Genomic DNA, 26282 nt, shown 5'->3' on the forward strand with positions numbered 1-26282 from the left:
TGGGGCTCAGCCGGCGGGGTCGAAGACCAGGCTCGCGCTCGCGCCCCGGTCGGTGTTGCGGAGCACGAGCCGGGCGCCCGTGGCGTCGGCGTGGTGCAGGGCGATCGCCAGGCCGATCCCGGTGCCGCCGGCGGTGCCGAGGGCCCCGAACCGCCGCGGTCCGTCCGCGAGGAGCGCCTCGGGGAAGCCCGGGCCGCGGTCGGTGACGCGGACCTCGGTGCCGTCGACGACCACCTCGACGTCGCCGTCGCCGTGGCGCTCGGCGTTGACGACGAGGTTCGTCAGGGCACGGGCCAGCCGGTCGGGGTCGAGCCCGACGGTGGCGTCCGCGAGCACCCGGACCGGGATCTGGCTCGACGGGGAGTCGGCGAGCACCCGTTCGACGGACCGCGCGAGGGACCGGGGGCGGACGTCGGATGCCGGGGCGTCGTGCTGTGCGCGGGCGAGCCGGAGGAGGTCGTCGACCAGGTCCCGCAGCCGCCGCACGAGCCGACGGATGCGTTCGGCGTCCTCGTCGTCCCCGAGGAGCGCGGCCGCACTGCTGAGCGCGGTGAGCGGGGTCTTCAGGTCGTGGGCGACGTCGGCGCTGACGGCGCGCTCCTGTTCCAGCCGGACGGCGAGCGCCGCTGCCGTGTCCGTGATGCCGCGGGACAGCACGCCCACCTCGTCGTCCTCGGCGGTGGGGCGCTCCGCCTGCCGACCCGCGATGGCGTCGTTGACGGTGCTGGCTGTGGTGCGGAGCCGTCGGGTGAGCCGTCCGGCGACGAACCAGGACACCAGCGCGGCGATCAGCGCGGCACCGGCTCCGCTCACCGCGAAGGTGCGGACCAGGTCGGCCCACTGCTGCCGGACCGGGGCACCCGAGACCCGGGTGGCGAGCAGGTCGTCGCCCTGTCCTCGGGCGGCCCACATCGAGGTGCCGTCGTCGTAGGTCACGACGGCTCGTGCGCTGAGGGCCTCGCGGAGCCGCGCGGGGAGTGCCGCGGGGTCACGGGTCGCACGCGAGGGCAGCGCGCCGCCGAACGCGTCCGTGGCGGCGATCTCCCGGAGCTGCGTCGTGGCCTGCGCCCGGAGCTGGTCGCGGGCACCCGTGATGGAGGTGTGCGCGAACACGGCCCCGGCGGCGAGGACGAGGGTCAGGGCGAGCAGGGCCATGGCGGCGGCGGTCCTGACCCGGAGCGAGCGGTGCCACGGCACGTGCGTGGTGATGACCGGGCGCGGGGTCGTCGTCCCCGGCGTCGAGCTCCAGGTCGTCACGTTACGGCCGCCGCGACCCGGTAGCCGAAGCCGCGGACGGTCTCGACGACGTCGCCCCCGAGCTTCCGGCGGAGGCGCTGCACGTTGGTGTCGACGATGCGCGGGTCCTGCCACGTCGAGCCCCACACGATCGCGACCACCTGCTCGCGGGACAGCACGGCACCGCGGTTCGCGAGGAGTGCCTGCAGGACGCGGAACTCCGTCGCGCTGAGCGTGATCGGGGTCGATCCGCGCAGCACCCGCTTGGCGTCGTGCTCGACGACCAGGGCGCCGAGCCGTTCCGTCCGCGCCGGCCGTGCTCCGGTCCGACGGAGGACGGCGGTGAGCCGGGCCGCGAGGACGTCGGGGTCGAACGGCTTCGTGACGTAGTCGTCCGCACCGGCGTGGAGCCCGCCGGCGATGTCGGTCGGCAGGTCCCTGGCGGTGAGGAACACCACGGGGACGGCCAGCTCGGCGAGTTCCCGCGCCAGGGCGATGCCGTCCATCCGCGGCATGGCGACGTCGACCAGGGCGATGTCGGGCAGGGCGGCCCGGGCGAGCTCGAGGGCGACGACGCCGTCGCGGGCCTCCTGGACGCGGAACCCCCGCCGGAGGAGCAGCAGGCGCGTCGTCTCGCGGACGTCGTCGTCGTCCTCGGCCAGGAGCACCATCGCGCCGCCGTCACCCGCGTCCGTCACGCTGGCCGCCCGACGGATCGCTCGAGGGGTGGGAGCACCTGGTCGGTGACGAACCCCTGGTCGCTCCAGCGGAACGACATCGTCGGCCGGGTGGCCCACGCGGGGCGGCCGTTCGCGAAGGTGATCCGGAGACGTTCGTACCGGGTGGTGCCGGTGACGTCGACCCGGTCGTGGAAGGCCACCGCGACCGCGTACCGGTGCAGTTCCCCGCTCGCGCAGTCGCAGGGGTTGTCGACGAAGCTCCCGACGCCGCGGGACGTCTGCCCGCCCCACGAGGACCACGTGAGGTCCTGCAGCACCTGGTCGGTCGACGCGCACCAGATCGGGATCGTGAGGGGCGAGGAGACGGCCTCGCGCCCGCAGCCGGCGAAGTACGCGCTGGTGGCGGTCGTGGTCGTCGACACGGGCCTGCCGTCGTCGAGCGGGGCGCCGAGCGCGCTCATGCTCAGCGAGGCGGCCACGCAGGTCACGACGGCGATGGCCACGGCAGCGGTGGTCGCGGTCAGCCCGGTGCGGCGGGGGAGTCTGGCGGTTCTCGGCATGGGGTCCTCCTGGTCCGGATGCCCATGAGTCTGGAGCGCCGGCGTGGCTCGACGGCGGCAGGCGTGTGACAGTCCGGTGACAGCGTGAGCCGCGCGGGGCCGCGGGCGTCCGTGCCGTCGGTGCCATCCTGCCGGTACGGCCGTCACGTCGTCGACACCGTGGCTCCGTAGGTTCGCAGACATCGGGAGCGGACACCCAGTCGTGCCCCACGAGGAGGAGGACCCATGGAACGGACGAGGACCACGGCGGGGGCCGTCGTCGCGGCGGTGCTGGTCGTGTCCGGCCTGCTCGCGGGCTGCGCGCAGTCGCCGGTCGTGACCGAGCCCGAGACGGGGTCGGGCAGCCCGGGGCCGTCGCGCACGGCGTCGTCAGGCCCCGCGTCGTCGTCGAGCGCCGCGTCGTCGAGCCCGTCGGCGTCCGGCCAGGGGACCGACGCGCCGGCCGCGGACGGGGATGCTGCGTCGGCGTCGCCCGCGGTGTTCCCACCCGGTCAGCCACCGCGGCCCGGCGTGCAGGACCCGCTGCCGTGGACGGACACCGTCCCCGGGCTGACGGCGGCCGTCCGCGCCGCCGACCACCCCGGCCTGCAGATCTGCGGCGACGACGTGTCGTCCGTGGTGATCAGCGCGAGTGACCTGCGCGGCATCGGCACGACGCAGTGGCTCGTCGACAGCACCTGCGACGGCGCGACGGCGACCTCACCAGACGAGGTGTCGATCTACGAGAATACGGGTTCCGGGATCGCCAGGACGGACGTCGTCTACGAGTTCACCGCGAACCGGCCCCGGCTCACCGCGGCGCCGTACCTGTTCGGCCCGCACACCGTCGTGCTGACGTTCGACCAGGGCGCGTCCTACCGCCTCGTCGCGATCCAGCCGCACGCCGTCGTGCCCGGCCTCGTCGCGCGGTTCTCGTGAACGGGGACGGGCGGACGGGCCAGGTCGAGCCGTACGGACCCCGTCGGACCGGCGAGGTCGACGTGGACGAGGTGCCGCAGGACGACGTCGTGGTCGCGGTGATCTGCAGCGCGATGGCGCTGACGATGTCGGGGCTCGTGGTGCTGCTGTTCCTCTGGCGTTGACGGCCGCTGCCCCTCAGCGCTCGATGTCGACGATCCGTGTCGCCCGGTCGAGGAACGCGTCGTCGGACGTGGTGACCACCGCGGCGAGCCCGGTGTCGCGCACGAGCCCGGCGACCAGGTCGACGATCCCCGCGGCGGTCGCGCTGTCCAGCTGGGCCGTCGGTTCGTCGGCGAGCAGGAGCCCCGGTCGACCCACGACCGCTCGGGCGATGCCGACCCGCTGCTGCTGACCGCCGGAGAGCTCGTCGGGGCGCTGGTGCTCGTGGCCGGTCAGGTCGACGAGCTCGAGCGCCTCGGCCACCATCGCGTCCCGCTCGGCCGGGTCGGTCCGCCGGATGCGGAGCGGCACCTCGACGTTCTCGGCCGCGGTCAGCACGGGCAGGAGCGAGAAGTCCTGGAAGACGATCGCCAGGCGGTCGCGGCGGAGTGCGCGGAGCTCGTCCTCGCTCCGGTCGGCCAAGGTCGTCCCGTCGACGGCGACCGTGCCGCGGTCCGGACGCTCGAGGCCGGCGAGTAGTCGCAGCAGCGAGGTCTTGCCGGAACCGGAGGCACCGCGGACGACCACGAGTTCGCCACGGTCGACGCGCAGGTCGACGTCGTGCACGACCCGGAGCGGACCGGCGGGCGTGGTCACGTCCCACCCGAGGCCGGACGCCTCGAGCACGGGGCCGCTCACCGGTCCACCTCGTCGTCGCCGCGGCGCAGGACGACGTGGTCGTCCTGCAGGCTGAGCCGGACGCGGTCGCGCAGCCCGAGCGCCAGCTGGAAGGACTCGGGCAGCTGCAGGCGCCCCGCCTCGTCGATCACGGCGAACTCCTCTCCCGGGCTGTCCCCGAGGTCGTCGCGGATGGTCTCGGTCGAGGTGCGTCCGTCCCGGATCCGGACCGTCCGCCGCACCTGTTCAGCGACGGTCTGGTCGTGGGTGACGATGAGGACGGTGACGCCCTCGTGCTCGTTCACCGCCCGCATCGTCGCGAGCACTGCCCGGGCAGCGGCACGGTCGAGCGCACCCGTCGGCTCGTCGGCGAGCAGGACCCGCGGGCGGTTGGCCAGGGCCACGGCGATCGCGGCGAGCTGTTGCACACCACCCGGCAACGCCCCGGGCAGCTCGTGGCCGTGGTCGGCGATGCCCACCAGGTCGAGCACCTCGCGGACCCGCTCGTCGCGCTGACGGCCACGCACGCCCGCGACCCTGAGGACCGCTGCGACGTTCTCGGTGACCGTGAGGTAGGGCACGAGGTTCCGCGCGGTCTGCTGCCAGACGAAGCCGACGCTGTGGCGGTGGAAGCGGGTGCGACCGCGACGGTCGAGTGACCCGAGGTCGACGTCCGCCACGACGGCCTGCCCGGCCGAGGGGGCGTCGAGCCCGGAGAGGATCCCGAGCAGCGTCGACTTGCCGCTGCCCGAGGCACCGACGAGCGCGACCATCTCGCCCGCTCGGACTGTCAGGGTCAGGCCCTGGAGCGCCTGCACCTCGACGTCGCGGGACCGGTAGATCCGCACGAGGTCGCGGCAGACGATGTCGAGGGTGGGGGTCATCGGTTCCTCCTGGTCGGGCGGTGGTGCGCGGGGGCGCCGGCACGGACGGTCAGGACGAGGACACCCGTGAGCGCCACGAGCAGCCCACCGGCCACCCCGGCGAGCAGCCCGGGGTCGACCGAGACCACCGGCCGGACGACGGCGCCGGTGAACGAGCGCAGGTCGGCCGAGGGCAGCGTGGTCGCGACGACCCCGACGGCCACGGCGGTCCCCGTGACCAGTGCGGCGACGAGGAGCGGGAGCGTCTCGGCCACGACGACGGCCCGGGCGTCGCCCGGGGTCGTGCCGAACACCCCGAGCAGGCGGGTGCGAGCGCGGCGCGACGCCCCTGCCGACAGCCCCGCGACGACGAGCGTGCCGAGGCCGAGCACGCCACCGAGCACCGCTGCCGAGACCGCGACGGCACGCGTGCCCGGTATCCGGGGGTCGGCGTCGATGGTCCGCGCCACCCCGACGGCCGTGTCGACGTCCCCGGACGGCACCAGGCGTCGGAGGGCCGCGGCGACGCGGTCGGGCGACGCACCGTCAGCCGTCCGGACGAGCACCCGGTCGACGCTGCCGGTCTCGGTGAGGGCCTCTGCGGTGCGGGTGTCGACGAGCACCCAGCGCTTCGCGAGGGTGAACGGGACCGCGTCCGGGGCGGTCGTCACCACGCGCGTGTCCGTGCCCAGGACGCTCGAGTCCCGCCCGGTGGCCTCGGCGAGGGACCGCGACGCGACGAGGGGGACACGGTCGCCGCGGGTCGTCCGGAGTGCCGCCGGAGCGGGGAGTGCCCCTGGGACGTCGCGCTGCACGGCGGCGAGTCGGTCCGAGTCCGCGACGAGGACCACGGCCTGGACCGCGCCGTCCGGGGTGTCGAAGGACACCTCGTCCGTGGTGGAGACACCGACCGCGGCGGCGACGCCGGGGACACGGGCGATGCGGGCGACCTGGTCGGGGTCGAGGGCGACCGACGACACGGCGACGTCCGCCGCGACGCTCCGGCGGGCTGCCTGGGCGACACCGTCCTCGAGCGTGCTGCCGACGACGGTCGCGAACAGGGCCACCGCGATGCCGATCACGGCGACGACGAGCGGGACGGCCTGCGCGACGGCGGAGCGCGCGGCGGTCACGACCCCGACGAGCATCGCGACGCCACGGCGACGTCGTGCGACGGCGACGAGTCGTCCGAGCACGACGGGCAGCAGGCGCAGGACGACCACGACGCCGGACGCCGCGAGCAGCAGCGGCAGCACCGCGGCCAGGGGGTCCACCGAGCCACCGGGCGCGCTCGTCGTGACGCCGCTCCTGGTCGTGACGACGACCGCCGCCGCCGTCGCCACGAGGACGGCTGCCTCCACGACCGGTCGCACGGCGTGACGACGTGCTCCGACCCGCAGCGTCGGCGCGAGGACCGCCGCCGCGGCGCACGGCACGACGGCGGCGAGCAGCGCACCGACCACGGCCTGCACCGGGGACGGGGCCGACCCGCCCAGCGGCGTCAGCTGCACGAGGACCGCGAGCACCCCGCCCGCGGCGGCACCCGGGACCGCGGCGACGGCGACGAGCCCGGCGGCGACCGAGCGGACCACACGGTCGGAGGCGCCGCGCGCTCCCAGCAGCCGCAGGCCGGCCTCGGCACGGTCGAGCACGAGTCGGGCGAGGAGTGCACCGAGTGCGACGAGCGCGCCGGCCGGCCCGGAGCCCATGGCCGCCGCGAGCGTGCCGACCGTGGCGTCGCGGGCCACGGCGGCGTCGAGCAGCCCCGGCAGGCCCGTCGAGAAGGCCACCGACCCGGCCGCCGTGCTCGGCAGGGGCTGCCGGGTGGCGAGGAACCGACCGACGGCGTCCACCAGGCCCGGGCGTCCGGCCGCGGAGACGGTGTCCGTGCGGACCGGGAACCACGCGTGGCCCTGGGTGGTGCGGCCGTCGTCGGCGACGTGGCCGAAGGACCCCGCCGCGGCGAACGCCGTGGCCGACACCGTCGTGCCGCCGTCCCCGGTTCCCGCGGTCGCCGGCCGCAGCGTCGTGGGCACGTGTCCCCACGTCGGGTCGTGCCGGTCGAGCGGTTGGTAGACACCCACGAGCTCGAGCGACAGTTCGCCGGCGACGGTCCTGACCTGGCCCACCCGCCACCCGACGGCCGCGGCGACGGCGGGGGAGACGGCGACCTCGATCGTGGCCGAGTCCCGCGCCGGTCGTGGCGCCCGGCCCTCACTGAAGCGCACCACGTCGGCGAACGCGGGGTCGGTCGCGACGGACACCGACGCCGGGACCTTCGACGGCAGGGCGTCGAGCCCGAGGTACCCGGTCGCCGCGTACCAGCCGGCCGGTCCGGTGGCGGCGCGCAGTGCACCGGGCATCGACCGGTGCACGGCGTCGAGGTCGTCGCCGAGCCCGTCGAACACGGTCTGCGCCGTCGCGGGTGGTTCGGCGTCCCCGGCGACGACGGCGAAGGTCGTCTGCAGGTCCCGGTCCGTCGCGGTCGCCCGGTCGAGGTCGGCTCGGGTGCCGGCCGTCGCCAGCGCGCCGAGGACCGACAGCACGGACCCGGCCAGCAGTGCGGCGAGCAGGGTCACGACCGCGATGGCCACGAGGGGTGCGCGGTGCTCCGCGACGACTCGCCCGAGGGGACTGCCAGGACGCCGACGGGTGTGCCGGCCGCTCATCGGCGTCCTCCCTCGGCCACGGCTCTGCGGGTGCGGCGGCCAGCGACGGCCGCCAGCAGACCGGCTCCCGTCAGGACGACGACGGGCACGAGGAAGGTGCCGGCGGAGACCACGACGGGATCGGCCGTGACCAGGCCGGTCGCACCGGGGACGGCGGCGATCGCGAACGGAGCGGCGACCGTCGCGACCGTCACGCCTCCGCCGACGAGCCCGCCGAGCGTGGCAGCGACGACCGGGGGGACGAGCTCCGCGACGCGGGCCCGTCCTGCCGCAGCGGGGGAGACGCCGAGCGCTCGGGAGGTCGCGGAGCGCTGCGGGTCGGCACTGCTGACGACACCCCCGACGAACGCCAGGAGTGCGAGCAGGGTGCCGAACGCCGCCACCCCCGCGAGGGCTCCGACCGCCGGGGTGAGCACGGGCGTCGACGACACGGCGGCCCGGGTGCTCACGGACCCGGACACGGTCATGTTCCGAGCGGCCTGAGCGGCGAGCGTCGTCGGGTCGGGGCCGGCGATCCACGTCTCGTCGACCCGGGGGACCGCGCCCGCCGTGCCGTCCACCGCCGGGCCGCCGAGGACGGACGCGTCGACGAGTGCGGGCAGGTCGGCGGCGACCGCGGTCGTGGAGGCGCTGCCCGGCACCCGCTCGACCACACCGGCGACCCGGGTGTGCAGGGTGCGCGCCGTCGACGCCGCGCCGAGGTCGAGCGGCGACCCCGGCCGCAGCCCGAGTTCCGCCGCGAGCGCGGTGGTGACCACGACGGGCAGCGGCTTCCCGGACGCCGCCGCTCCGAGGGGGATCCGGGTGAGAGCACCGAGGTCCTCGAGCACGCGGTCACCAGCCGCTGCCGGCACGTCGGCCACGGCGACGGCGACCGTCACCCGGAGCCGCGAGGGTGTGATCCCCGCGTCGACGTCGGCGGGACGGCTGCTGAAGGTCAGGGTGGGCTCGACGGCGAGCAGCCGCCAGGTCGTCCCCCGCGCCCCGGCGGTGATGGGGAGCACCGCGTGCAGGCGGGCGGTCTCCCCGAGCGCCACGTCGGCGCCGTCGTCGGCGGTGAGCGGCAGCTCGGCGGCCACACCGTCCTGGTCCGCCACCCAGAGCGCGGACCTGACCGCGCCGCGTGCGTCGGGCCTGGGCGTGCCGTCGAGCGTGGCCTGCCCAGCACGCACGGTGACCTCGACCCGGCGGGCGCCGGCGGGCAGCGCGGTGCCGGCTCTGCCCGGCACGGCGACGTCCCGGAAGGCCGCGGCACCCGCGCGTCCGAGCACGTCCGTCGCCGCAGCCGCCGGCATGGCCACGAGGGGGACGCGGCGGTCCCCCGCGGTCACCTCGTCGGTGAGCACGGGTGTCGAGACGGTGTCACGCCCGGTGACCCCCGCCGTCGGCGCGACGACCGTGACCCCGTCGTCCACGGCGTCGTCACCGTCGGCGGACACCCGGACCGCGGGGCCGACGACGGCGGAGGCGGTCGCGTCGTCCACGGCCGAGGTCGTCGCCGCGAGTCCGGCCGCGAGCCCGCCCACCGCGACCGCCATCGCGACGAGCACGACGACCGGGGCCGTCGACGCCCAAGTCCTGGCGAGCCGACGGACGACGAGACCGGGCAGGAACCCGCGCCACCGCGGGACGGCGCGGGCGACGAGTGCGGCGACCACCCCCACGAGGACGACCGTGACCAGCGCACTCGCGAACACCGTCACGACCGGTGACACGGCGGCGATCGGGTCGGTCTCCACCTGTCCGCGGACGCGGGAGACCGGCACGCCGACGGTGAAGAGCCGCCAGGTCGCGAACGCCGCCGCCGCCACCACGGCGACGGTCAGCACGACCGCGACCCAGGTGCCGGTGGTCCCGACGGACGACGACGTCCGCCGCGCCGCGACGACCCCGGCGGTGGCCACCGCGACGACGACCGCGACGACGGGCGTCAGGACGCCGACCCACACGGGCGGTGTGGCCCCGTGCCCGAGGACACCGGCGAGGACGACCGCCACGACGGCACCGACGACCGCGCCGGCACCCGCCACCACGAGCGCCTCCAGGCAGGTCCAGCGGACGAGCTGGGCGCGGGTCGCGCCGCGGGCGGTGAAGAGCGCGTCCTCGCGGGTCCGTGCGTCGCGCAGGAGCACGAAGAGCACGCTCACGGCGACGACGCCGAGGACCGCGGCGATCGCGATGCCGATCCGGACGAGGGCGCGCGCGGTCGCGATGCCGACGTCGATCCGCGCCAGCGTCGCGGCGAGGGTGCCGGACACGTCCGCCCCCGCCAGCGGACCAGTGTCGCCGGAGGTCGCCGCGCTGACCGCACGCAGCCCACGACGCAGCCCGTCCGGCGCGACGAGTCGCCCCTGGTCGGTGGTCGGCGTGATCGTCCAGGTCGCGGTGGCGGACCCCGGTACCCCGGAGATCGACCCAGCGGGTACGACGAACGGTCCGGCCACGCCGTCGTCCGTCCCCGACCCGACGTCGGAGGCGCCCGACCACACCGCGGCGCCGGCGTCGTCTGCTCGCCACGTCGCTGCGACGCGGAGCGTCAGGGACGAGCGGGGACCGACGGCGACCGTGTCGCCGACCCGGAGACCGAGGCGCCGTGCGGCGTCCGCCTGCACGGCGGTGGGCACCGGACCGCGCGTGGCCGGGTCGACCGGCCACGTGCCCGAGACGACGTGGGTGACGGACGGGAGGCTCGGGACGGCGGTGATCCGGGCCTCCTGTCCGGTGCTCCCCGCGTCGACGGCCGCGGTCACCGATGCGGACCAGGTCACGTGGGCGCTGCCGGCAGGCAGTCGGTCAGCGATCGCTGCGCGCACCCGGGTAGCCTGGGTGGCGGGCGTGTCGCCGAGCTGCTGGGTGACCACGGCGGCTGCAGCGTGCGCCGGCTGTGCGGCGAGGACGGTGGCGGCGCCCGACTCGGCTCCCGCGTCGCCGATCCCGATCGCCAGGAGCGGCAGGGCGACGGCCGCTGCCAGGACGGACGCGACCGGCACCAGGAGCGCGAGCCGGGCGCGAGCGCGCGCGACGAGCAGCCGTGGTCGCTTCACGAGCCCCCCGATCCCCGTCAGCGTGCGTGGTCCCCCACCGATCATGCAGCATCCCGACCGGTGGCCGTCGCTCCGTGCTTCCACGGATGACGGCGGGGTCGGTCCCGGCGACGATGTCCGTCGTGTCGACGAGTCGTCGATCGGCCGTCGACGCGATGTCGACAGGGCGCTGGTGTGCTCGTCCACATCCGCCCCAGCAGGGGCGGCGCCACCACCCCACGACCGGAGGAACACCACCGTGAGCAGCACCGCGACCAGCACCGAGACCACCACGCCCCTGCCGTTCGAGACCGAGTGGGAGCTCGGGCGCCTGCCGCTCCTCTGGGCCCGCGCGCTGGACACCGCCGACGCCTCCGTGCTCGACGGGCTCCTCACCGAGGACGTCGTCGTCGACATGACGCCGGCGACCACGAAGATCGGCCTCGAGTTCCCCGTCCTGCAGGGGCGCGAGACGGTCATCCCGACCATGATCGGCGCCGTCGGTCCGCTCGACACGATGCACGCAGTCAGCAACGTCACCGCCCGCGGCCTCAGCGACGGCTACCTGGTCGAGGCCTACGCCCTCGCGCAGCACTTCCTGCCCGGCGAGGGCCCCGACACGACCTCGACCCGGCACGCCCTGATGGGCAACACCTGGACCTTCCACGTCCGTGTCACCCCGGAGGGGCCGCGCGTGGCCCGGTTCACGATGGACTGCCGCTGGATGGAGGGCGACCCGACGGTGCTGCTCGCCGCGATCAGCTGACCGGCGGGGCAGGGCGCGCTCAGTCCGCGAGCCCGACCAGCCGCCGGAGGAACTTCCCGACCGCGGTCCGCCGGGGCCGCCACCCGTGGGCCCGGAGCACCTCGTTCACGGGCTTCGAGATCCACAGGGAGTTGAACGTGTACGAGCCGGACGAGCTGCTGGAGGTCCTGGTGGTCGTCTTCGTCAGGCGCGTGTACTCGGCCGTCTCGGGCAGCAGCCGCACGACGTACCGGTAGGTGAACCGCTCGATCCCGGTCTCGCCGCGCCACCCGGCGACGACGGCACCGTCCTCGAGCACGACCGTGAAGGGGTGCTTCGTCGAGGAGTCCAGGGCCAGCAGTGCGGCGCGGACCTCGGCTTCGGAGGACGGTCGGTCGGCAGGCAGCGTCGTCATGGGGGCACGCTACCAAGGCGGTCGGGCGGTCCAGCAGACTGCCGGAAAGCGCGTTCCCCTCTTTCTGGGGCTGGCTCGACGACTGGCCGGTTGGTGGGATCGGTGTATGCACACGCACCAACTTCACGCACCCGTCGGGGACGCCGACTCGATGCGATCGCGCATCGTCGCCGGGATGATGCAGTCGCTGCGCACCCACCCCCTGCACGAGGTCTCCGTCGCGAGCGTCGCCCACGAGGCCGACACCACCGTCGAGACCGTCGAGGCCGTGTTCCCGAGCTGGGACGGCCTGCTGCTCGCGACGATCGACCAGTGGAACGAGCACCGCACCGGGCCGCTCATGCCGATCGCCGAACAGCACGGCACGATCCGGTTCCTGCGCGCCATCGTGACGTCGAACATCGCCGACCCGTCGTTGATGCGGTTCCTGACCTCGACGCTGAACATCGCCGCCGCACCCGACCACCCCCTCGCACCGATGCTGCACATGCGGTGGCGCCGGTTCCACGCCTTCGTGCAGCGCGCGCTGGAGCGGGACGTCCAGCTCGGCCGCGAACCCGCCACCATGGAGCCCGCCCGCGGATCAGAGCAGCTCCTCGCCACGTACGAGGGCCTGCAGCTGCAGTCGATGGTCCGGCCGGACATGGACCTGCTCGAGGCCTACGACCGAGCCGTCACCCGTCTGCGCGAGGGCTGGGCGCGCGAGTACGTCGCTCCCGTCTGGGACCTCGAGCTCGCGAGCTGAGCCAGCAGGCGTCGTCGTCGGTCAGCTCTGGTCGATGTCGAACACGACCACGTGCTGACTGCCGGCACCGATGAACTGGCCGACGGGCTGGTGTGACGGGTGCGGCAGGTAGGCCGCCAGGGACTCGCGGTCACGGAACTCGACCACGAGCATCCAGTCGAAGTCGCCCTCCTTGCCCTCGGTGCTCACGCTCGACCCCGACTGCACGGAGAGCACCCCCTCGATCTTCGTCAGGTGCTCCCGCGCGAGCGCGTCGGCCTCGGCGGACCGGTCCCCGTCGGCGTTCCACTGGACCAGGACCACGTGCGTCACTCCGGACATCGAGTTCTCCTCCACCCGCCGTCCGCCCTGGACGACGTGAACGCAGCATGCCACTGCCGCCGGGGCCGCCACCCAGGGAGAATGAGCAGACCTCGTTCGTCTCGACCCTGGAGTCCCCGTGCAGATCGCCGCCGTCGTCCTCTCGCTCCTGCTCGCCGTCGCCATGCTGGGGTCGGGGGTGATGAAGCTCATGGGCACCGCGCAGATGACCGAGAACATGCGCGTGGTCAACGTGTCCGTGCCGCAGATGCGCGTCCTCGGCGTGCTCGAGGTCCTCGCCACGATCGGACTCGTCGTCGGCCTGTGGGTCCCCGGGATCGGCATCGCCGCCGCGATCGGTGCGGTCGTCTACTTCGCTGGCGCGGTCGTCGCACACGTGCGGGCGCACGAGAAGCACCTGCAGCCGGCGGCGGTGCTGTTCGTGTTCGCGGTCGCGACCCTGGTGGTCCTGCTGCTCGCGCGATGACGGGGCGAGCTGACATCCGTGTCAGGATCAATCAGTGAGCACCATGGAGAACGACGCTGCGGCGGGACCAGCAGCCCCGGGTGCCCCGTCGGTGGTGGTGATCGCCGCCATGGCCGAGGAAGCTGCGGCGTTTGCCGCCTTCGCCACGGACCCGCCGGTCGAACCCGTCGGCGGCGCGCCCTGGTTCGTCACCGTCGACGGAGCGCGCGTCGCACTGGTGCGGAGCGGGATCGGGTTCACGAACGCGACGATCGCCGCCGCCCGCTGCTTCCACCTGTTCGGGTCGACGGTGCCCATGATCAGCATCGGTTCCGCCGGCGGACTCGCGACGGACGTCGAACTCGGTGACGTCGTCGTCGGTCGGCACTACGTGAACCTGAACGCGGACGCCACCGTCTTCGGCTACCGACTCGGGCAGGTCCCCGGGATGCCGGAGCGCTACGCCGCCGACACACACCTGGTCGACCACGCCCTCGACGCCGTCGTTCCGTTCCGCGTCCGAGAGCACGTCATCGGTTCGAGCGAGGTCTTCGTGGCGGACCAGCGAGCACAGGCGCTCCGAGCGGTCTTCCCGGACGTCGGTGCGGTCGACATGGAGTCGGCGGCGATCGCCCAGTTCGCCCACGTCCACGACGTGCCGTTCGTCTCGGTGCGGGGCATCAGCGACCTCTGCGCGCCGACGGGGGAGCAGTTCCGGTTGCACCTCGACGACGCTTCCGACCGGGCAGCACGCGTGGCGGTCGGCCTGGTGACGGCGCGGCACCGAGCGCTCGCGTCGCCTGCGAGCTAGGCGACCGGCGTCGATGCCGTCGGTGTCGGGTCCACGACCTCGGCGGCCGCGACCTGCGGCACGGCACTCGACCGCCGCAGGCCCAGCCCGACCAGCACGACCGCCCCGACCACGGCGATCGCTGCCGACAGCCAGAAGTCCCCGGCGATGCCGACGGTGCTGACGGCCAGTCCGCCCAGGACCGATCCCGCGGCGATGGCGAGCTGGATCGTCGTGACGAACAGGGCGAGCCCGGTCTCACTGCCGCCGGGGGAGGCGGTCGACATCCAGGTCTGCATCCCGAGCGGCAGGGCACCCCAGACCAGTCCCCACACGACCAGCAGGGCGAAGACGCCGGCGACCGAGTGCGCCAGGAGCGGGAGCGCCACGACGGCGGCGGCGAGGACGAACTTCGACGCCCCGATCGTGCCGAGCACGCTGCGGTTGAGGGTCCAGCCCGCGGCGAAGTTCCCGACGATGCCGGCGACGCCGAAGACCAGCAGGGCGAGCGTCACCGTGTCCGGGCCGACCCCGACGAGCTGCTGGAGGAACGGCGCGACGTACGTGTAGGCGGCGAACTGCGCGGCGAAGACGAACGCGGCGGCGATGAGCCCGACACGCGCCCGAGGGACTCGGAGCAGCGCGCCGAGCGTGCCGAAGCGCACCCGCTGCACGGCCGGGATGCTCGGCAGCATCGCGAGCTGCAGCACCAGGGCGACGAGGCCGAGCACGCCGCCGATGACGAACCCCAGCCGCCAGCTGCCGATCGACGACACGAACGCGCCGAGCGGCAGGCTCACGACGGTGGCGACCGAGACGCCGGCGGTGATCAAGGACGTCGCGCGGATCGTGGCGGAGGGCTTGACGAGCCTCCCGGCGATGCCCGCGCCGATCGCCCAGAAGCCGCCGATGCCGACGCCGAGGAGCATGCGTGCGATGAGGAGCAGCCAGAACGTCGGGGCGATGGCCGCCAGGCCGTCGGCGACCACGAGCAGGACGGTCAGGGCCACGAGGACGACCCGGCGGTCGAGCTGCGACGTGGCGACGGTGACGACCGGGGCCGCGACGGCACCGACCAGTCCGGTCGCCACCACCATGAGGCCGGCCGTGCCGATCGGCACGTCGAGGTCGGTGGCGATGGCGGGCAGGAGCCCGATGGGCAGGAACTCGGAGAGCACCAGGACGAAGGACCCGAGTGCGACGGAGACCACGCTGAGCCACCCGCGGCGCTCTGCTGACGATGTCATGGCCGGTGCAAAGCCGAGCGCGTCTCGTCCATTCCCATGTGTCGGCCACCGGTGCCCGGGAGTTCGGATCGCGCCGTGACGGATCCGGTTCACGATCGTCGGGTTCCGCCGACCGGATCCGTCAGCGCGCGAGACGGGGATGCTCCATGGACGCGACCGGTCATGGCAGCCCGCGGGCCGGACGCGGATCAGCGCCGGACCCCGTACCGCAGCGCCACCGCCCCCGTGCTGAACGTCCGCGTCGACAGCAGCTCGAGCCCCACCTGGCGCTCGCCGCGGGGGAAGAACGGCCGGCCACCGCCCACGAGCACCGGGCAGACCCGCAGGCGGTACTCGTCGACCAGGTCGTGTTCCGCCACCGAGGCCGCCAGCTCTGCCCCGCCGACCGCGATCTCGCCGTCGCCGGGCTCGTCGCGGAGCCGTGCGACCTCCTCGGCGACGCCGACCGTGGCCAGCCGGGTGTTCGTGCCCGTCACGCTCGTCAGGGTCCTCGAGAACACGACCTTCGGCAGCTGCTTCCAGCGCTCGGCCCACTCCCGCTCGGCGGCGTCCCACGAGTCGGTCTGGTCCGGGTCCTCCCAGTACGACATCGTCTCGTACAGCCGTCGGCCGAGCAGGTGCACGTCCACGCCGCGGATCTCGTCGAGGAAGGCGCCGAACTCCTCCTCGTCCGGCGGTGCCCAGTCGAAGCCGCCGTCGGGCCCGACGATGAACCCGTCGAGCGAGACGCTCATGGAGACCGTCAGCCGTTTCATGGGGCGCAACCTACGCCGGCAGCGCTCCCGGCGCATTCCTGAGCCGGTACGCACCGATGCTGCCTACCGTTCCGGGCGTACCACCGACGAGAGGAAGCACCACCATGGCAACTGGAGTTGCAGCAGTCTGGGTCCCGGTCACCGACATGGAGCGCGCTGTCGCGTTCTACCGCGACACCCTCGGGCTCACCGTCACCGACCAGTCCGAGGACTGGAGCGAGATCGACGCGAACGGCCTGCGCATCGGCCTGAACGCGCGCGAGTCCGCCGGTCCCTCGAAGGACGGCGGCGCGGTCGTGTCCTTCCAGCCCGACGGCAGCATCGAGGACGAGCTCGCCTCGCTCCGCGAGAAGGGCGCCGACATCCAGGGCGAGATCAGCGAGCACCCGTGGGGCAAGATCGTCCCCTTCAAGGACAGCGAGGGCAACGACCTGCAGCTGTACGCACCGCCCGCCAACTGAGCAGGTGACGGACGGGAGGCTCCCTGCCAGCTGGCAGGGAGCCTCCCGTCCGTCGCGTCAGCGCGTGCTCCAGAAGTTGACGGTCCGGCTCTCGTCCCGCATCACGATGGTGTGGGAGGACGCCCTGTCGGCGACGGGCCGGTTCCCCTCGCCGCCGTACCAGTACGAGATCCACCGGTGCTGGCTCGGCGACCAGCCGACGATCTCCAGCTTGTAGCGACCGGGGCTGAGCACCGAGCCGACCAGGCCGCCGCGGCCCGGCGACCAGGAGATCAGCCGGGTGTCGAAGCTGCTGCCGATCGACTCTCCGTACAGGTGTACCTGGGCGTTCGTGAAGTCGGTGTCGAGCTGCGGGTTGACGATCGCGGTGATGAACACGCCCTCGGTCGAGCTCGCGTCGATGCCGTCGACGACGGTCTCGGCTCGGCCGGCGGCCTGGTGCGCGACCCGGACGTAGGTGCGATCGGCGGTGCTGCCCGGGTCGCGGTGGAAGCCCCACGACTGGTCCTTGTGCGACGGCCACGACGGCAGCGTCTCGTCGTGCGCGTTGACCTGCACGCTGTAGTCGTCGCTCGGCAGCCCGTGCACCCAGTAGCGCCCGTCCACGCCGGTCACGGTCCGCTTCACCGTGCCGGTGTTCCATCCGCGGACCACGACGGCCGCGCCGGACAGGTCGGCGCCGTACGGGTTGTGGCCGGTGCCGCCGATGGAGGCACCGCGTCGCACGACCAGGACCACGGCGTCGTGGCTGCCGGGTGCGACGACGACCCCGGAGCGGTCGGCGGGGATGACGTCGTCGAAGCCGTGCGACCCCGGGCGTTCCCCGTGCAGCTGCCAGGTCCCCGCCGGGACGTCGTCGAAGGTGAGCCGCCCGCGCTGGTCGCTCGTGGCGGTGTCCTCGGTGCGGCCGGACGCGTCGCGGAGGTCGACCACGACGCCGTCCATCGCGAGCGGGCGCTTGTCCGGGCCCGTGAGCATGACGGTGAGTGCACCGTCCTCCGTCGCGGCAGATGCGGCGACCGGGGCAGCGAGGACCCCGATCAGTGTCATCGCGGTCGTGATGCCGACCGTCGTCCATCGTCGTGCGGTCATGAGGGCCCCTGATCCCTGGCGGGGACACCCCTGGCCCCGGTGGTGAGGATGCTACGCACGGACGGGGTCCGGCGCGAGGGGTCGTGTGGGGCGACGTCGGGGCCTGCGGGCCGGACGTGGCACCCGCTACCGTTGTCGGCATGACGAGCGCGGGGGCGACGAGCGGGGAGTGGTCCCGCCTGCCCGTCGGGCCTCGCGAGCACCGGCAGGACCTGGTGCTCGCCCTGGTGCTCGCGGGGGGCATCGCGATCTCGACGGTGCTGTACGGCTCGTCGGGCATGTTCGACGACCCGGCAGCGTGGTGGGTGTGTGCCCTCATGGTCGTCGCGAACGCCGGGCCGATCGCGTTCCGGCGCCGGTACCCGATGACCGTGGCGGTGCTCGTCGCGCTGGCGTTCGCGGCCACGCAGCTCCTCCGCGTCCCCGAGGGCCTGTTCATCAACTTCACGCTGTTCATCGGGCTGTACACGGTCGGCGCGTGGTGCTCCGACCGGGTGCGTGCGGAAGCGGTGCGGTGGACGCTCATCGTGGGCATGTTCGCGTGGGTGTTCCTGGCGATCGTGTTCCGCTGGTCCGTCCCCTCGGCGGTGTCCGGGGACAGCGACACCCTGATCCCGTCGTACGTCGCGAGCTCGCTCCTGACGATCATCATCAACCTCGTCTACTTCGCCGCCGCCTGGTACTCGGGCAACCGCGCCTGGGCCTCGGCGGTCGCCAAGGACGCCCTCGACCAACGGACGCTCGAGCTCGCCGTCGAGCGCGAGCGCACCGCGGCGCAGGCCGTCACGCTCGAGCGGGTCCGCATCGCGCGCGAGCTCCACGACGTCGTCGCGCACCACGTGTCGCTCATGGGGGTCCAGGCGGGCGCTGCTCGACGGGTGCTCGAGCGGGACCCCGCCCAGGCCGCGGCGTCGCTCGGCGTCGTCGAGGAGAACGCGCGCACCGCGGTGGAGGAGCTCCGGCGGATGCTCGGCACGCTGCGCGAGAACGACGGCGACGGCACGCGCGCGCCCCTCGACGACGCCCCGAGCACCGAGGGCATCAGCCGTCTCGCCGAACTCGTGGACGCTGCGACCACCGCCGGGCACCCGTCGCGGTACTCCGTCGTCGGTGAGGAACGCCCGGTCCCGCCGACCGTCGCCACGGTGGCCTTCCGGATCGCGCAGGAGGCCGTGACGAACGTGCTCAAGCACGCCGGGCCGGACGCCAGCGCGGACCTGCGCCTGCGCTACCTGCCGGACGCGGTCGAGGTCGAGGTGACGGACACCGGGAACGGGGGCCGAGCCTCCAGGCCGTCCACCGGGGACGAGGACGACCGCAGCCGGGGCAGCGGACTCGGCCACGTCGGGATGCGCGAACGGGTGGCCGCCGTCGGCGGGACCGTGGAGATCGGGCCGCGCGCCCGGGGAGGGTACCTGGTGCGCGCATGGCTGCCGACATCGTGAACGTCCGTGTGGTCCTGGCCGACGACCAGGACCTGGTGCGGGCCGGGTTCCGGGTCATCCTCGAGTCGGAACCGGGCATCTCGGTCGTCGGCGAGGCGGTGGACGGTGCCGCTGCCGTCCTCGCGGTGGAGCAGCACCGGCCGGACGTCGTGTGCCTCGACGTGCAGATGCCGGGTGTCGACGGGATCGAGGCCGCCCGTCGGATCGCGGCGCTGGACGACCCGCCGGCCGTCCTCGTCCTGACGACGTTCGACAACGACGACACGCTGTTCCAGGCCCTCGACGCCGGCGCGAGCGGGTTCCTGCTGAAGAACGCCTCACCGGAGCAGCTCGTCGACGCCGTGCTGACCGTCGCCGCGGGGGACGCACTGCTCGCGCCGGACGTGACCAGGCGCGTCATCAGCCGGGCGACGGCGGGGGCGAGTGCTGGGCCCACGGCCGCGCCGTCTGCGGCTTCTGCGGTCGCCGTCCCGTCCGCGGCGAACGTCGCTGCGCCGTGCGTGGTGCCGGGACTGACCGAGCGCGAGACCGAGGTGCTCCAGCTGCTCGGTCGGGGCCTGAGCAACGCCGAGATCGCCGGCCTGCTCTTCGTCGGCGACGCCACGGTGAAGACGCACGTGTCGAACGTGCTGCAGAAGCTCCAGCTCCGCGACCGGGTGCAGGCCGTGGTGTGGGCGTACGAGCACGGGGTGGTCCGCTCGCGCGGGTGACCGGTCTCCTCCCCGCGGGGGAGGGCCAGGACCCGCCCCGGGAGGGAGGCGCGGGGTCGGCCCGCTCCGTACCGTCGGACGTGCGGTGGGGGACCCCGCCGCCGAGAGGGGAAGACGCGATGCTCAGTGTCGACGGGGTCACGAAGCACTTCGGTGACCGCCGCGTGCTCGACGACGTCACGTTCACGGTCGGCCGCGGACGGCTCACCGGGTTCGTGGGCGGCAACGGTGCCGGTAAGACGACCACCATGCGGATCATGCTCGGGGTGCTCGCCGCCGACGGCGGGACGGTGTCCATCGACGGCCAGACCGTCGGACCGGCCGATCGTCGTCGCTTCGGGTACATGCCCGAGGAACGCGGGCTCTACCCGAAGATGCCCGTGGCCGAGCAGGTCACGTACCTGGCCCGACTGCACGGCGTCGAGCGCGGGGCTGCCGCCGCCCGCACCGCGGAGCTGCTCGACCGCCTGGAGCTCGGCGGGCACGCCGGCGACCCGGTGGAGAAGCTGTCCCTCGGCAACCAGCAGCGCGTGCAGGTCGCCGCGGCGCTGGCACACCGGCCCGAGGTGCTCGTGCTCGACGAACCGTTCTCCGGCCTCGACCCGATGGCCGTCGAGACCGTGCTCGGGGTGCTCCGCGAGACCGCTGCGTCGGGCGTCCCGGTGCTGTTCTCCAGCCACCAGCTCGACGTCGTCGAGCGGCTCTGCGACGACGTCGTGGTCATCGCCGACGGCCGCATCCGAGCAGCCGGTCCGCAGGAGGAACTCCGACGCAGCGCCGGCCCGGCCGCGTGGGAGCTCCTGGTCGACGGGGACGCCGCCTGGATCCGCGACGAGCCCGGCGTGCACGTGCGCGAGTTCGACGGCGGGTACGCCGTGTTCGAGGCCGACGACGCCGTCGCCCAACGCGTGCTCCAGCGCGCGGTCACCACGGGGACGGTGGGGTCGTTCGGCCGCCGTGTGCCCCGCCTCAGCGAGGTCTTCCGGGAGGTCGTCAAGTGAACAGCTTCAGCCAGGCGGTGCGGCTCGTCTCCGTCCGCGAGATCCAGGCACGGATCCGCAGCAAGGCCTTCGTCGTGTCGGCCGCCATCCTGCTCGTGATGGTCGTCGCGTCGATCGTCGTCGGCGGGATCGTCGGCAAGGCCAGCGCCGGCGACACCACCCCGGTCGCGGTCGTCGACGGCGTCTCGCTGCCCTCCACCGGCGGCCTCGACGTGACGCGCGTCGACGACCGCGCCGCCGCGGAGCAGCTCGTCCGCAGCGGTGACGTCGACGCCGCGATCGTCCCCGAGTCCGGTCCGCTCGGCTTCGGGGTGGTCGGCCTCGACCAGGCGCCGACGGACGTCGTGCAGGCGCTCGCCGTCTCACCGCCCGTCGAGCTCCTCGACCCGGACGCCCTGCCGCCGGGGCTCGTGTCGTTCGTCGGGATCGCGTTCGGCGTCGTGTTCTTCGCCGCCGCGGTCACGTTCGGGCAGTCCATCGCCCAGAGCGTGGTCGAGGAGAAGTCGACCAGGGTCGTCGAGATCCTGATGGCCGCGATCCCCGCTCGTGCGCTGCTGGCGGGGAAGGTGCTCGGCAACAGCGTGATGGCCCTCGCGCAGATCGTCGCGGTCGCGATCGCCGCGGCGGTGGCGCTCGCGGTGACCGGGCAGGACAACCTGTTCACGCTGCTCGGGCCGAGCATGCTCTGGTTCGTGGTGTTCTTCGCGGTCGGGTTCGTGCTCATCGCGGCGCTGTTCGCGGCGTCCGCAGCGCTGGTGTCCCGCCAGGAGGACGTCGGCAGCGTGACGATGCCGGTGATGATGCTCGTGATGATCCCGTACTTCCTGATCATCTTCGCGGCGGACGACCCCACAGTGCTCGGGATCATGTCCTACGTGCCGTTCAGTGCCCCGATCGGCATGCCGATGCGCATCTTCCTCGGGTCCGCCGAGTGGTGGGAACCGATCGTGTCGCTGCTCGTCGTCGTCGCGTCGGCAGCGCTCGTCGTGGTGATCGGTGCCCGGGTCTACTCGAACGCCCTGCTCCGGACCGGTGGTCGGGTCAAGCTCGCCGAGGCACTGCAGCGCTGACGTCAGCGGTGCGCTCTTCCGGTCGGTCGCGCCGGGCTGCTACGTTTCGGGCACCGAACGGGGGAGCGACGATGGGGGCACTGCGCGCTGCAGTCACGGTGAGGACGATCGCCGTGAGCACGGTGGCACTGGCGGCGGTGGCGCTGACGGTGGTGGGACTGACGGGCTGCACCGGGGGTGGGGTCACGTCCGACGCGACGCCGACCCGGTCCGCCGTGGCCGGACCCACACGGGCTTCGACGTCCGACGCCGCGGACCGGTTCGCGATCCTGCACCGGGCGTTCGCAGCGACGGACGCCCTGCCCGACGACGTGGTCGACCCGCCGGACGACATGGTGCTGAACAGCCAACGGCGCGCGGTGGAGCACGACGGCACGACGTACTGGATCGCAGCGCTGCGGGACGGCGGGGCGTGCCTGATCGCGGCGAACCCCGACGCGGCCAGCGCCGAGAACTACTCCGTGTGCGGTGGCGGCGGTGGCCCGATCGAGCGTGCCGGCGTCGTGGTGGACATGCTCGGTGAGGACGGCCACGACACCGCACTCGTGTCCGACGGCTTCACCGACCGCGGCACCGACGCCATGCACGCGCTCGCGCCGAACGTCTGGGTGCGCTGAGCCGTCGGGCTCAGTCCACCTGGTCGGCCTCGACCGCCGCGCTCAGGCGCTCGAGGACGTCCGGCACCGCCGACCGCACCCGGCTCCAGCTGGGGATGAACGGCTTGTCGTTGGGCCTCGCGGTGAACGCGCCGCCGGCGTCGAGGACCGCCTGGGTGAAGAGCTCGACCGCTGCTTCCTCGGCGTGCTGGTCGAAGGCCAGCCCGTTCATCACGGCCTCGTGCCGGTAGACCTCGACGATGTCGAGCGCGTTCCGGTAGTACGTCGCCTTGAGCACGCGGAACGAGTCCGACGTCAGCGGGACCCCCATCGTCGCGAGCTTCCGGAACAGCGACTGCACGATGTCGTTGCCCATCCGCGCGAGCCCGCCGCTGCCGTCGGCCTCGGCGAGCGGCTGGTGCTTGTGGTCGTAGTCGTCGGCGATCTCGACCTGGCAGACCTGCCGCGTCGCGTAGTCGCGGTACACCTCGGACAGCATCCCGATCTCGAGCCCCCAGCCGCCGGGGATCTTCAGCCCGTTGAGCACGTGCGCGCGCATCGCGAACTCGCCGGACAGCGGGTAGCGGAAGCTCGCGAGGTACTCCAGGTACTCGGACTCCCCGTAGACCTGGCGGAGTGACCGGAGCAGCGGCCCGACGAGCAGCCGTCCGACCCGCCCGTTGATCCGACCGTCGGCGACACGGGCGTAGTAGCCCTTCGAGAACTCGTAGTCGAACGCCGGGTTCGCGAGCGGGTACAGCAGCCGCGCGAGCATGCCACGCTCGTACGTGGTGATGTCGCTGTCGTGCAGGGCGATGCACTCGGCCCGCTCCGACGCCAGGGCGTACCCGGTGCAGTACCAGACGTTGCGGCCCTTGCCCGGCTCGCCCGGTGCCAGCCCGGCGCGGTCGAGCTCGGCGTCGAGGGCACGGAGGCGTGGGCCGTCGTTCCAGAGGATCCGGTGCCGCTGCGGCAGGCGCGAGAAGAACTCGCGGGCGTGCTCGAACTGCTTGCGGTCGGCCCGGTCGAGCCCGATGACGATCTCGCTGAGCCAGTCCGCCTCGGCCAGCTCGTCGACGATGCGCTCGAGTGCCGGCCGCTCGAGCTCCGAGTACAGCGCCGGCAGGATCAGGCTCATCGGGCGCTTCTCGGCGAAGCCCCGGAGCTCGTCCTCGATGCTCGCGGTGCTGCGTCGGGTCAGGTCGTGGAACGTCGTGATGACGCCGTTCTGGTGGAAGTCGCTCATCGGTCGCCCCTCAGGAAGTGGTTCAGTCCCTCGGCCCACCCCTGCGGGGCCGTGGTGGTCGTGCGGTGGACCCGCTCGGCGCGGTCGTCGGCGAGCGGTCCTGGTGCGGGTCCGACGCCGCGGACGACGACGGCCAGGTCGACGCTGTCGAGCAGCGCGGTGTCGTTCGGTCCGTCGCCGAGGCCGATGGTCCGTGGCCCGGAGCCCGTCCGTCGCTCGTGGTCGGCGATGAGTGTCCGGACGGCGGCGCCCTTGTCGCGTCCAACGGGCAGGACGTGCCAGAACCGGCCGCCGCGGACCAGGTCGAAGCCGACCTCGGTCAGGGCCGACCGGAAGGTCTCCGCGCGGTCGTCGTCGCGTGCGTCCCAGCGCAGCACCTCGGACGCGGTCCGGCAGCGGGCAGCGCTCGCCGCGTCGAGGTCGAGGCCCGTCCAGGCTGCGACCTCCGCGTCGGACGCGCCGGAGAACGTCGCGAAGTGCAGGTCGAGGGCCCGCCGGACCCGCTCGAGTGCGGTGCGGAGCCGGTCGAGGTCGCCGTCGATCGGGCCGACCAGCACTCGGCGGTCCACGCCGACGACGACCGCCCCGTTCTCGGCGACGAACGGCTGTCCGGTGAGCCCCGTCCGCGCCTGCAGCGCCGTGATCTCGACCGCGGTCTTGCTGCTGCAGAACACCACGGGGACCTCCGCTCGCCGGAGCCGGTCGAGCGTCGGCAGCGCCGCGGCGAACGTGTAGTCGTGGTGGTCGAGCAGGGTGCCGTCGAGGTCGGTGACGACCATCAGGTCGGGGTCTGGCATCGGTCTCCGCTCGCGGCTGGTGGGGCTGCGGGCGGCGGTGCCCGCCGACCAGCCTGCCACCTGCGGTGAACGCGCGGGTGAACAGACTGGAGGCTCCCCACCGGACCGGTGGGGAGCCTCCAGTCCGGTGGTCCGCCCGCCCGTCAGGCCGCCGCCTGTTCCAGCACCGCCTCGGCGCGCTCCGCGCTGCCCGCGTCGAGCCCGCGGTCGATGCGGGCTCGCGCTGCCAGCCAGATGACGACACCGGCCAGGAAGACCAGGACCTCGGTGATCGTCAGCGCCCAGATGATGCCGGCGAGCCCGAACCACAGGTTGCCGAGCAGGACGATCGGGATGAACAGCACGCCCTGCGCCAGCGACATCGCGATCGCCGGCGTGGCGAGCCCCGCCGCCTGGAACAGTGACGTGAACAGCCCCGTGAACCCGTTCACCACCGTCGCGACGAGCTGCGCGACCAGGATGGTCAGGCCGATCGCCAGCACCGAGCGGTCCGAGGAGAACACGGTGAAGACCTGCTCCCGGAAGACGAAGACCGTGCCGGAGAACAGCAGCACGATCGCCCCGACCGTCAGTGCCGATGCCCGCAGTGCGGAGCGCAGACGCTCCCGGTCGCCCTTGCCGTACGCGTAGGCCAGCAGCGGCAGGACCCCGATCGTGACGCCCATCACCAGGAACTCCGGCACCTGCGCGATGCGGACGGCGACGCCCATCGCGGCCAGGGGGTCGTCGCCGTACTGCGCGGCCAGGTTGTTGAGCACGAGCGTCGTGACGATGAGGAACCCGGCCTGCAGCAGCTCGCTGACGCCGATGCCGAACACCGGCTGCAGGACCGAGCGACGGAGCGTGAACCAGCGGAGCGACAGGCTGACGTTCTCGCTGTGCACCCCCAGCCAGTGCACCCAGTAGACGATGCTCACGAGGTTCGCCAGCCCCACCGCGAGTGCAGCCCCGGCGACGCCCCAGTGCAGCACCAGGATGAACAGCACGTCGAACACCAGGTTGCCGACGGTGGACAGGATCAGCCCGACCATCGCCTGGCGGGCGGCACCCTCGGCGCGGATCATCTGCTCCAGACAGAACGACGCGGCGAGCACCGGCACGAAGGCGAGCATCACGCTGACGTAGGCGCTGGTCGCGGGCACCGCGGCGGCATCCGCCCCGAGCAGGCCGACCAGCGGCCGCAGGAACAGCAGCCCCAGGCCACCGAGCACGATGCCCGTCACCACCGACCCCCAGACGGCGAAGGACGCGACGTGCTTGATCTCGCCGGCCTTCGCCGGGTCGTGTTCCGAGGCGCCGAGCAACCGCGACATGAGCGAGCTGCCGCCGACGCCGAACACGCCGCCGACCGCCATCACCAGCCCGAGCAGCGGCGTGCCGAACGTGATCGCCGCCAGCAACGAGGTGTCGTGCTGCGCGCCGATGAAGCCCGCGTTGATGACGTTGTACAGGGCGCTGACGACCATCGCGGCGGCCATCGGCACACACAGGTGCACGAGGGCCCTGGCGATCGGGGCGGCGGAGAGGTACCAGCGGTTCTTCTCCGCTGCGGTGGTGGGTGTGGTGGTCATGGTCGTTCCCTTCCGTGCGGGCAGCACGGATCGCGCGCCGACGGGGCGTCGGCACGGCATGG

The 26282-nt window shown here is 73.6% G+C and carries 27 protein-coding genes; 12 read left to right on the forward strand and 15 right to left on the reverse strand.

Annotated features, from left to right (window positions below):
• Nucleotides 1–6 precede the first annotated feature (6 nt).
• From ITJ54_RS07640 to ITJ54_RS07650, 3 genes are read right to left on the reverse strand one after another with little or no spacing between them, the layout of a single operon-like run.
• The gene (locus ITJ54_RS07640) at nucleotides 7–1257 is read right to left on the reverse strand and encodes a sensor histidine kinase (protein WP_194627010.1); all 1251 of its coding nucleotides are present in this window, start codon (nucleotides 1255–1257) and stop codon (nucleotides 7–9) included.
• Nucleotides 1254–1934, reverse strand: a complete 681-nt coding sequence (locus ITJ54_RS07645; RefSeq protein WP_323741629.1) for a response regulator transcription factor — start codon at nucleotides 1932–1934, stop codon at nucleotides 1254–1256. Before ITJ54_RS07645 ends, ITJ54_RS07640 begins: the two co-directional genes overlap by 4 nt.
• Nucleotides 1931–2476, reverse strand: a complete 546-nt coding sequence (locus tag ITJ54_RS07650) for a hypothetical protein (protein ID WP_194627012.1) — start codon at nucleotides 2474–2476, stop codon at nucleotides 1931–1933. Before ITJ54_RS07650 ends, ITJ54_RS07645 begins: the two co-directional genes overlap by 4 nt.
• 225 nt (nucleotides 2477–2701) lie before the next feature.
• Here ITJ54_RS07650 and ITJ54_RS07655 point away from each other — a divergent pair, with 225 nt between their 5' ends.
• Nucleotides 2702–3394, forward strand: coding sequence for a hypothetical protein (locus tag ITJ54_RS07655; protein WP_194627014.1), 693 nt, complete (start codon nucleotides 2702–2704; stop codon nucleotides 3392–3394).
• Complete coding sequence (locus ITJ54_RS07660) at nucleotides 3391–3558, forward strand: hypothetical protein (RefSeq protein ID WP_194627016.1); 168 nt, start codon at nucleotides 3391–3393, stop codon at nucleotides 3556–3558. The genes ITJ54_RS07655 and ITJ54_RS07660 overlap by 4 nt, the downstream gene beginning before the upstream one ends.
• 13 nt (nucleotides 3559–3571) lie before the next feature.
• On the opposite strand, the gene ITJ54_RS07665 is transcribed toward ITJ54_RS07660, so the two are convergent.
• Genes ITJ54_RS07665 through ITJ54_RS07680 form a run of 4 tightly spaced genes read right to left on the reverse strand, consistent with a single transcriptional unit; the run spans nucleotide 3572 to nucleotide 10789 of the window.
• A complete protein-coding gene (locus ITJ54_RS07665) occupies nucleotides 3572–4234 on the reverse strand; it encodes an ABC transporter ATP-binding protein (RefSeq protein ID WP_323741630.1) in 663 nt (220 codons plus the stop codon).
• Nucleotides 4231–5097 (reverse strand): ABC transporter ATP-binding protein, encoded by an 867-nt coding sequence (locus ITJ54_RS07670; RefSeq protein WP_194627018.1) that lies wholly within the window; start codon nucleotides 5095–5097, stop codon nucleotides 4231–4233. Before ITJ54_RS07670 ends, ITJ54_RS07665 begins: the two co-directional genes overlap by 4 nt.
• Nucleotides 5094–7745 (reverse strand): hypothetical protein, encoded by a 2652-nt coding sequence (locus ITJ54_RS07675; protein WP_194627020.1) that lies wholly within the window; start codon nucleotides 7743–7745, stop codon nucleotides 5094–5096. The genes ITJ54_RS07670 and ITJ54_RS07675 overlap by 4 nt, the downstream gene beginning before the upstream one ends.
• Nucleotides 7742–10789 (reverse strand): FtsX-like permease family protein, encoded by a 3048-nt coding sequence (locus ITJ54_RS07680; protein WP_194627022.1) that lies wholly within the window; start codon nucleotides 10787–10789, stop codon nucleotides 7742–7744. The genes ITJ54_RS07675 and ITJ54_RS07680 overlap by 4 nt, the downstream gene beginning before the upstream one ends.
• Before the next feature lie 238 nt (nucleotides 10790–11027).
• Here ITJ54_RS07680 and ITJ54_RS07685 point away from each other — a divergent pair, with 238 nt between their 5' ends.
• Nucleotides 11028–11534 (forward strand): nuclear transport factor 2 family protein, encoded by a 507-nt coding sequence (locus ITJ54_RS07685; protein WP_194627024.1) that lies wholly within the window; start codon nucleotides 11028–11030, stop codon nucleotides 11532–11534.
• 19 nt (nucleotides 11535–11553) lie between these two features.
• Here the strand turns inward: ITJ54_RS07685 and ITJ54_RS07690 are convergent, their stop codons facing one another.
• Nucleotides 11554–11928: a hypothetical protein gene (locus ITJ54_RS07690; RefSeq protein ID WP_194627026.1), complete on the reverse strand. Its 375-nt coding sequence runs from the start codon at nucleotides 11926–11928 to the stop codon at nucleotides 11554–11556.
• A 151-nt stretch (nucleotides 11929–12079) separates the two neighbouring features.
• Between ITJ54_RS07690 and ITJ54_RS07695 the strand changes: the two genes are divergently transcribed.
• Complete coding sequence (locus tag ITJ54_RS07695) at nucleotides 12080–12673, forward strand: TetR/AcrR family transcriptional regulator (RefSeq protein ID WP_194627028.1); 594 nt, start codon at nucleotides 12080–12082, stop codon at nucleotides 12671–12673.
• Nucleotides 12674–12694: 21 nt separating this feature from the next.
• Here the strand turns inward: ITJ54_RS07695 and ITJ54_RS07700 are convergent, their stop codons facing one another.
• Nucleotides 12695–12994, reverse strand: a complete 300-nt coding sequence (locus ITJ54_RS07700) for a Dabb family protein (protein ID WP_194627029.1) — start codon at nucleotides 12992–12994, stop codon at nucleotides 12695–12697.
• Between the two features lie 118 nt (nucleotides 12995–13112).
• Between ITJ54_RS07700 and ITJ54_RS07705 the strand changes: the two genes are divergently transcribed.
• On the forward strand, nucleotides 13113–13460 hold the full coding sequence (locus ITJ54_RS07705; protein ID WP_194627030.1) for a DoxX family protein: 348 nt from the start codon (nucleotides 13113–13115) through the stop codon (nucleotides 13458–13460).
• 43 nt (nucleotides 13461–13503) lie between these two features.
• Nucleotides 13504–14250 (forward strand): 5'-methylthioadenosine/S-adenosylhomocysteine nucleosidase, encoded by a 747-nt coding sequence (gene mtnN / locus ITJ54_RS07710; protein WP_194627400.1) that lies wholly within the window; start codon nucleotides 13504–13506, stop codon nucleotides 14248–14250.
• Here the strand turns inward: mtnN and ITJ54_RS07715 are convergent.
• The gene (locus ITJ54_RS07715) at nucleotides 14247–15476 is read right to left on the reverse strand and encodes an MFS transporter (protein WP_194627031.1); all 1230 of its coding nucleotides are present in this window, start codon (nucleotides 15474–15476) and stop codon (nucleotides 14247–14249) included. The genes mtnN and ITJ54_RS07715 overlap by 4 nt on opposite strands.
• A gap of 188 nt (nucleotides 15477–15664) precedes the next feature.
• Nucleotides 15665–16231, reverse strand: a complete 567-nt coding sequence (locus ITJ54_RS07720) for a dihydrofolate reductase family protein (RefSeq protein WP_194627032.1) — start codon at nucleotides 16229–16231, stop codon at nucleotides 15665–15667.
• A gap of 104 nt (nucleotides 16232–16335) precedes the next feature.
• Between ITJ54_RS07720 and ITJ54_RS07725 the strand changes: the two genes are divergently transcribed.
• Complete coding sequence (locus ITJ54_RS07725; protein WP_194627033.1) at nucleotides 16336–16692, forward strand: VOC family protein; 357 nt, start codon at nucleotides 16336–16338, stop codon at nucleotides 16690–16692.
• Nucleotides 16693–16749: 57 nt separating this feature from the next.
• Here the strand turns inward: ITJ54_RS07725 and ITJ54_RS07730 are convergent, their stop codons facing one another.
• Nucleotides 16750–17784 (reverse strand): MSCRAMM family protein, encoded by a 1035-nt coding sequence (locus tag ITJ54_RS07730; protein ID WP_194627034.1) that lies wholly within the window; start codon nucleotides 17782–17784, stop codon nucleotides 16750–16752.
• A gap of 140 nt (nucleotides 17785–17924) precedes the next feature.
• Between ITJ54_RS07730 and ITJ54_RS07735 the strand changes: the two genes are divergently transcribed.
• The 5 genes from ITJ54_RS07735 to ITJ54_RS07755 all read left to right on the forward strand — a co-directional run bounded on the left by ITJ54_RS07735 (nucleotide 17925) and on the right by ITJ54_RS07755 (nucleotide 22627).
• Nucleotides 17925–19229, forward strand: coding sequence for a sensor histidine kinase (locus ITJ54_RS07735; RefSeq protein WP_228508734.1), 1305 nt, complete (start codon nucleotides 17925–17927; stop codon nucleotides 19227–19229).
• Nucleotides 19211–19939: a response regulator gene (locus ITJ54_RS07740; RefSeq protein ID WP_194627035.1), complete on the forward strand. Its 729-nt coding sequence runs from the start codon at nucleotides 19211–19213 to the stop codon at nucleotides 19937–19939. The genes ITJ54_RS07735 and ITJ54_RS07740 overlap by 19 nt, the downstream gene beginning before the upstream one ends.
• Before the next feature lie 119 nt (nucleotides 19940–20058).
• Nucleotides 20059–20940, forward strand: a complete 882-nt coding sequence (locus ITJ54_RS07745; RefSeq protein ID WP_194627038.1) for an ABC transporter ATP-binding protein — start codon at nucleotides 20059–20061, stop codon at nucleotides 20938–20940.
• Nucleotides 20937–22010, forward strand: coding sequence for an ABC transporter permease (locus ITJ54_RS07750; protein WP_194627039.1), 1074 nt, complete (start codon nucleotides 20937–20939; stop codon nucleotides 22008–22010). The genes ITJ54_RS07745 and ITJ54_RS07750 overlap by 4 nt, the downstream gene beginning before the upstream one ends.
• 113 nt (nucleotides 22011–22123) lie before the next feature.
• On the forward strand, nucleotides 22124–22627 hold the full coding sequence (locus tag ITJ54_RS07755) for a hypothetical protein (RefSeq protein WP_194627040.1): 504 nt from the start codon (nucleotides 22124–22126) through the stop codon (nucleotides 22625–22627).
• Between the two features lie 10 nt (nucleotides 22628–22637).
• Here ITJ54_RS07755 and ITJ54_RS07760 read toward each other — a convergent pair whose 3' ends face one another.
• The 3 genes from ITJ54_RS07760 to ITJ54_RS07770 all read right to left on the reverse strand — a co-directional run bounded on the left by ITJ54_RS07760 (nucleotide 22638) and on the right by ITJ54_RS07770 (nucleotide 26220).
• Nucleotides 22638–23852 carry a glycosyl transferase gene (locus tag ITJ54_RS07760; RefSeq protein WP_194627041.1) on the reverse strand — a complete coding sequence of 405 codons (1215 nt, stop codon included), beginning with the start codon at nucleotides 23850–23852 and terminating at the stop codon, nucleotides 22638–22640.
• Complete coding sequence (locus ITJ54_RS07765) at nucleotides 23849–24649, reverse strand: HAD-IIB family hydrolase (protein ID WP_194627042.1); 801 nt, start codon at nucleotides 24647–24649, stop codon at nucleotides 23849–23851. Before ITJ54_RS07765 ends, ITJ54_RS07760 begins: the two co-directional genes overlap by 4 nt.
• Before the next feature lie 143 nt (nucleotides 24650–24792).
• Nucleotides 24793–26220, reverse strand: a complete 1428-nt coding sequence (locus ITJ54_RS07770; RefSeq protein ID WP_228508736.1) for an MATE family efflux transporter — start codon at nucleotides 26218–26220, stop codon at nucleotides 24793–24795.
• Nucleotides 26221–26282: the final 62 nt, after the last annotated feature.

The organism is Curtobacterium sp. VKM Ac-2865 (genome assembly GCF_015350905.1).
Lineage (GTDB): Bacteria > Actinomycetota > Actinomycetes > Actinomycetales > Microbacteriaceae > Curtobacterium.

Excerpts from the sequence above, each read along its gene's own strand:
- ITJ54_RS07695 (WP_194627028.1), top strand. The coding sequence starts at position 12,080 with ATGCGATCGCGCATCGTCGCCGGGATGATGCAGTCGCTGCGCACCCAC.
- ITJ54_RS07730 (WP_194627034.1), bottom strand. The coding sequence starts at position 17,784 with ATGACCGCACGACGATGGACGACGGTCGGCATCACGACCGCGATGACA.
- ITJ54_RS07765 (WP_194627042.1), bottom strand. The coding sequence starts at position 24,649 with ATGCCAGACCCCGACCTGATGGTCGTCACCGACCTCGACGGCACCCTG.
- ITJ54_RS07745 (WP_194627038.1), top strand. The coding sequence starts at position 20,059 with ATGCTCAGTGTCGACGGGGTCACGAAGCACTTCGGTGACCGCCGCGTG.
- ITJ54_RS07735 (WP_228508734.1), top strand. The coding sequence starts at position 17,925 with ATGACGAGCGCGGGGGCGACGAGCGGGGAGTGGTCCCGCCTGCCCGTC.
- ITJ54_RS07675 (WP_194627020.1), bottom strand. The coding sequence starts at position 7,745 with ATGAGCGGCCGGCACACCCGTCGGCGTCCTGGCAGTCCCCTCGGGCGA.
- ITJ54_RS07655 (WP_194627014.1), top strand. The coding sequence starts at position 2,702 with ATGGAACGGACGAGGACCACGGCGGGGGCCGTCGTCGCGGCGGTGCTG.
- ITJ54_RS07760 (WP_194627041.1), bottom strand. The coding sequence starts at position 23,852 with ATGAGCGACTTCCACCAGAACGGCGTCATCACGACGTTCCACGACCTG.
- ITJ54_RS07650 (WP_194627012.1), bottom strand. The coding sequence starts at position 2,476 with ATGCCGAGAACCGCCAGACTCCCCCGCCGCACCGGGCTGACCGCGACC.
- ITJ54_RS07700 (WP_194627029.1), bottom strand. The coding sequence starts at position 12,994 with ATGTCCGGAGTGACGCACGTGGTCCTGGTCCAGTGGAACGCCGACGGG.
- ITJ54_RS07725 (WP_194627033.1), top strand. The coding sequence starts at position 16,336 with ATGGCAACTGGAGTTGCAGCAGTCTGGGTCCCGGTCACCGACATGGAG.
- ITJ54_RS07715 (WP_194627031.1), bottom strand. The coding sequence starts at position 15,476 with ATGACATCGTCAGCAGAGCGCCGCGGGTGGCTCAGCGTGGTCTCCGTC.
- mtnN (WP_194627400.1), top strand. The coding sequence starts at position 13,504 with ATGGAGAACGACGCTGCGGCGGGACCAGCAGCCCCGGGTGCCCCGTCG.
- ITJ54_RS07670 (WP_194627018.1), bottom strand. The coding sequence starts at position 5,097 with ATGACCCCCACCCTCGACATCGTCTGCCGCGACCTCGTGCGGATCTAC.
- ITJ54_RS07740 (WP_194627035.1), top strand. The coding sequence starts at position 19,211 with ATGGCTGCCGACATCGTGAACGTCCGTGTGGTCCTGGCCGACGACCAG.
- ITJ54_RS07770 (WP_228508736.1), bottom strand. The coding sequence starts at position 26,220 with ATGACCACCACACCCACCACCGCAGCGGAGAAGAACCGCTGGTACCTC.
- ITJ54_RS07690 (WP_194627026.1), bottom strand. The coding sequence starts at position 11,928 with ATGACGACGCTGCCTGCCGACCGACCGTCCTCCGAAGCCGAGGTCCGC.
- ITJ54_RS07720 (WP_194627032.1), bottom strand. The coding sequence starts at position 16,231 with ATGAAACGGCTGACGGTCTCCATGAGCGTCTCGCTCGACGGGTTCATC.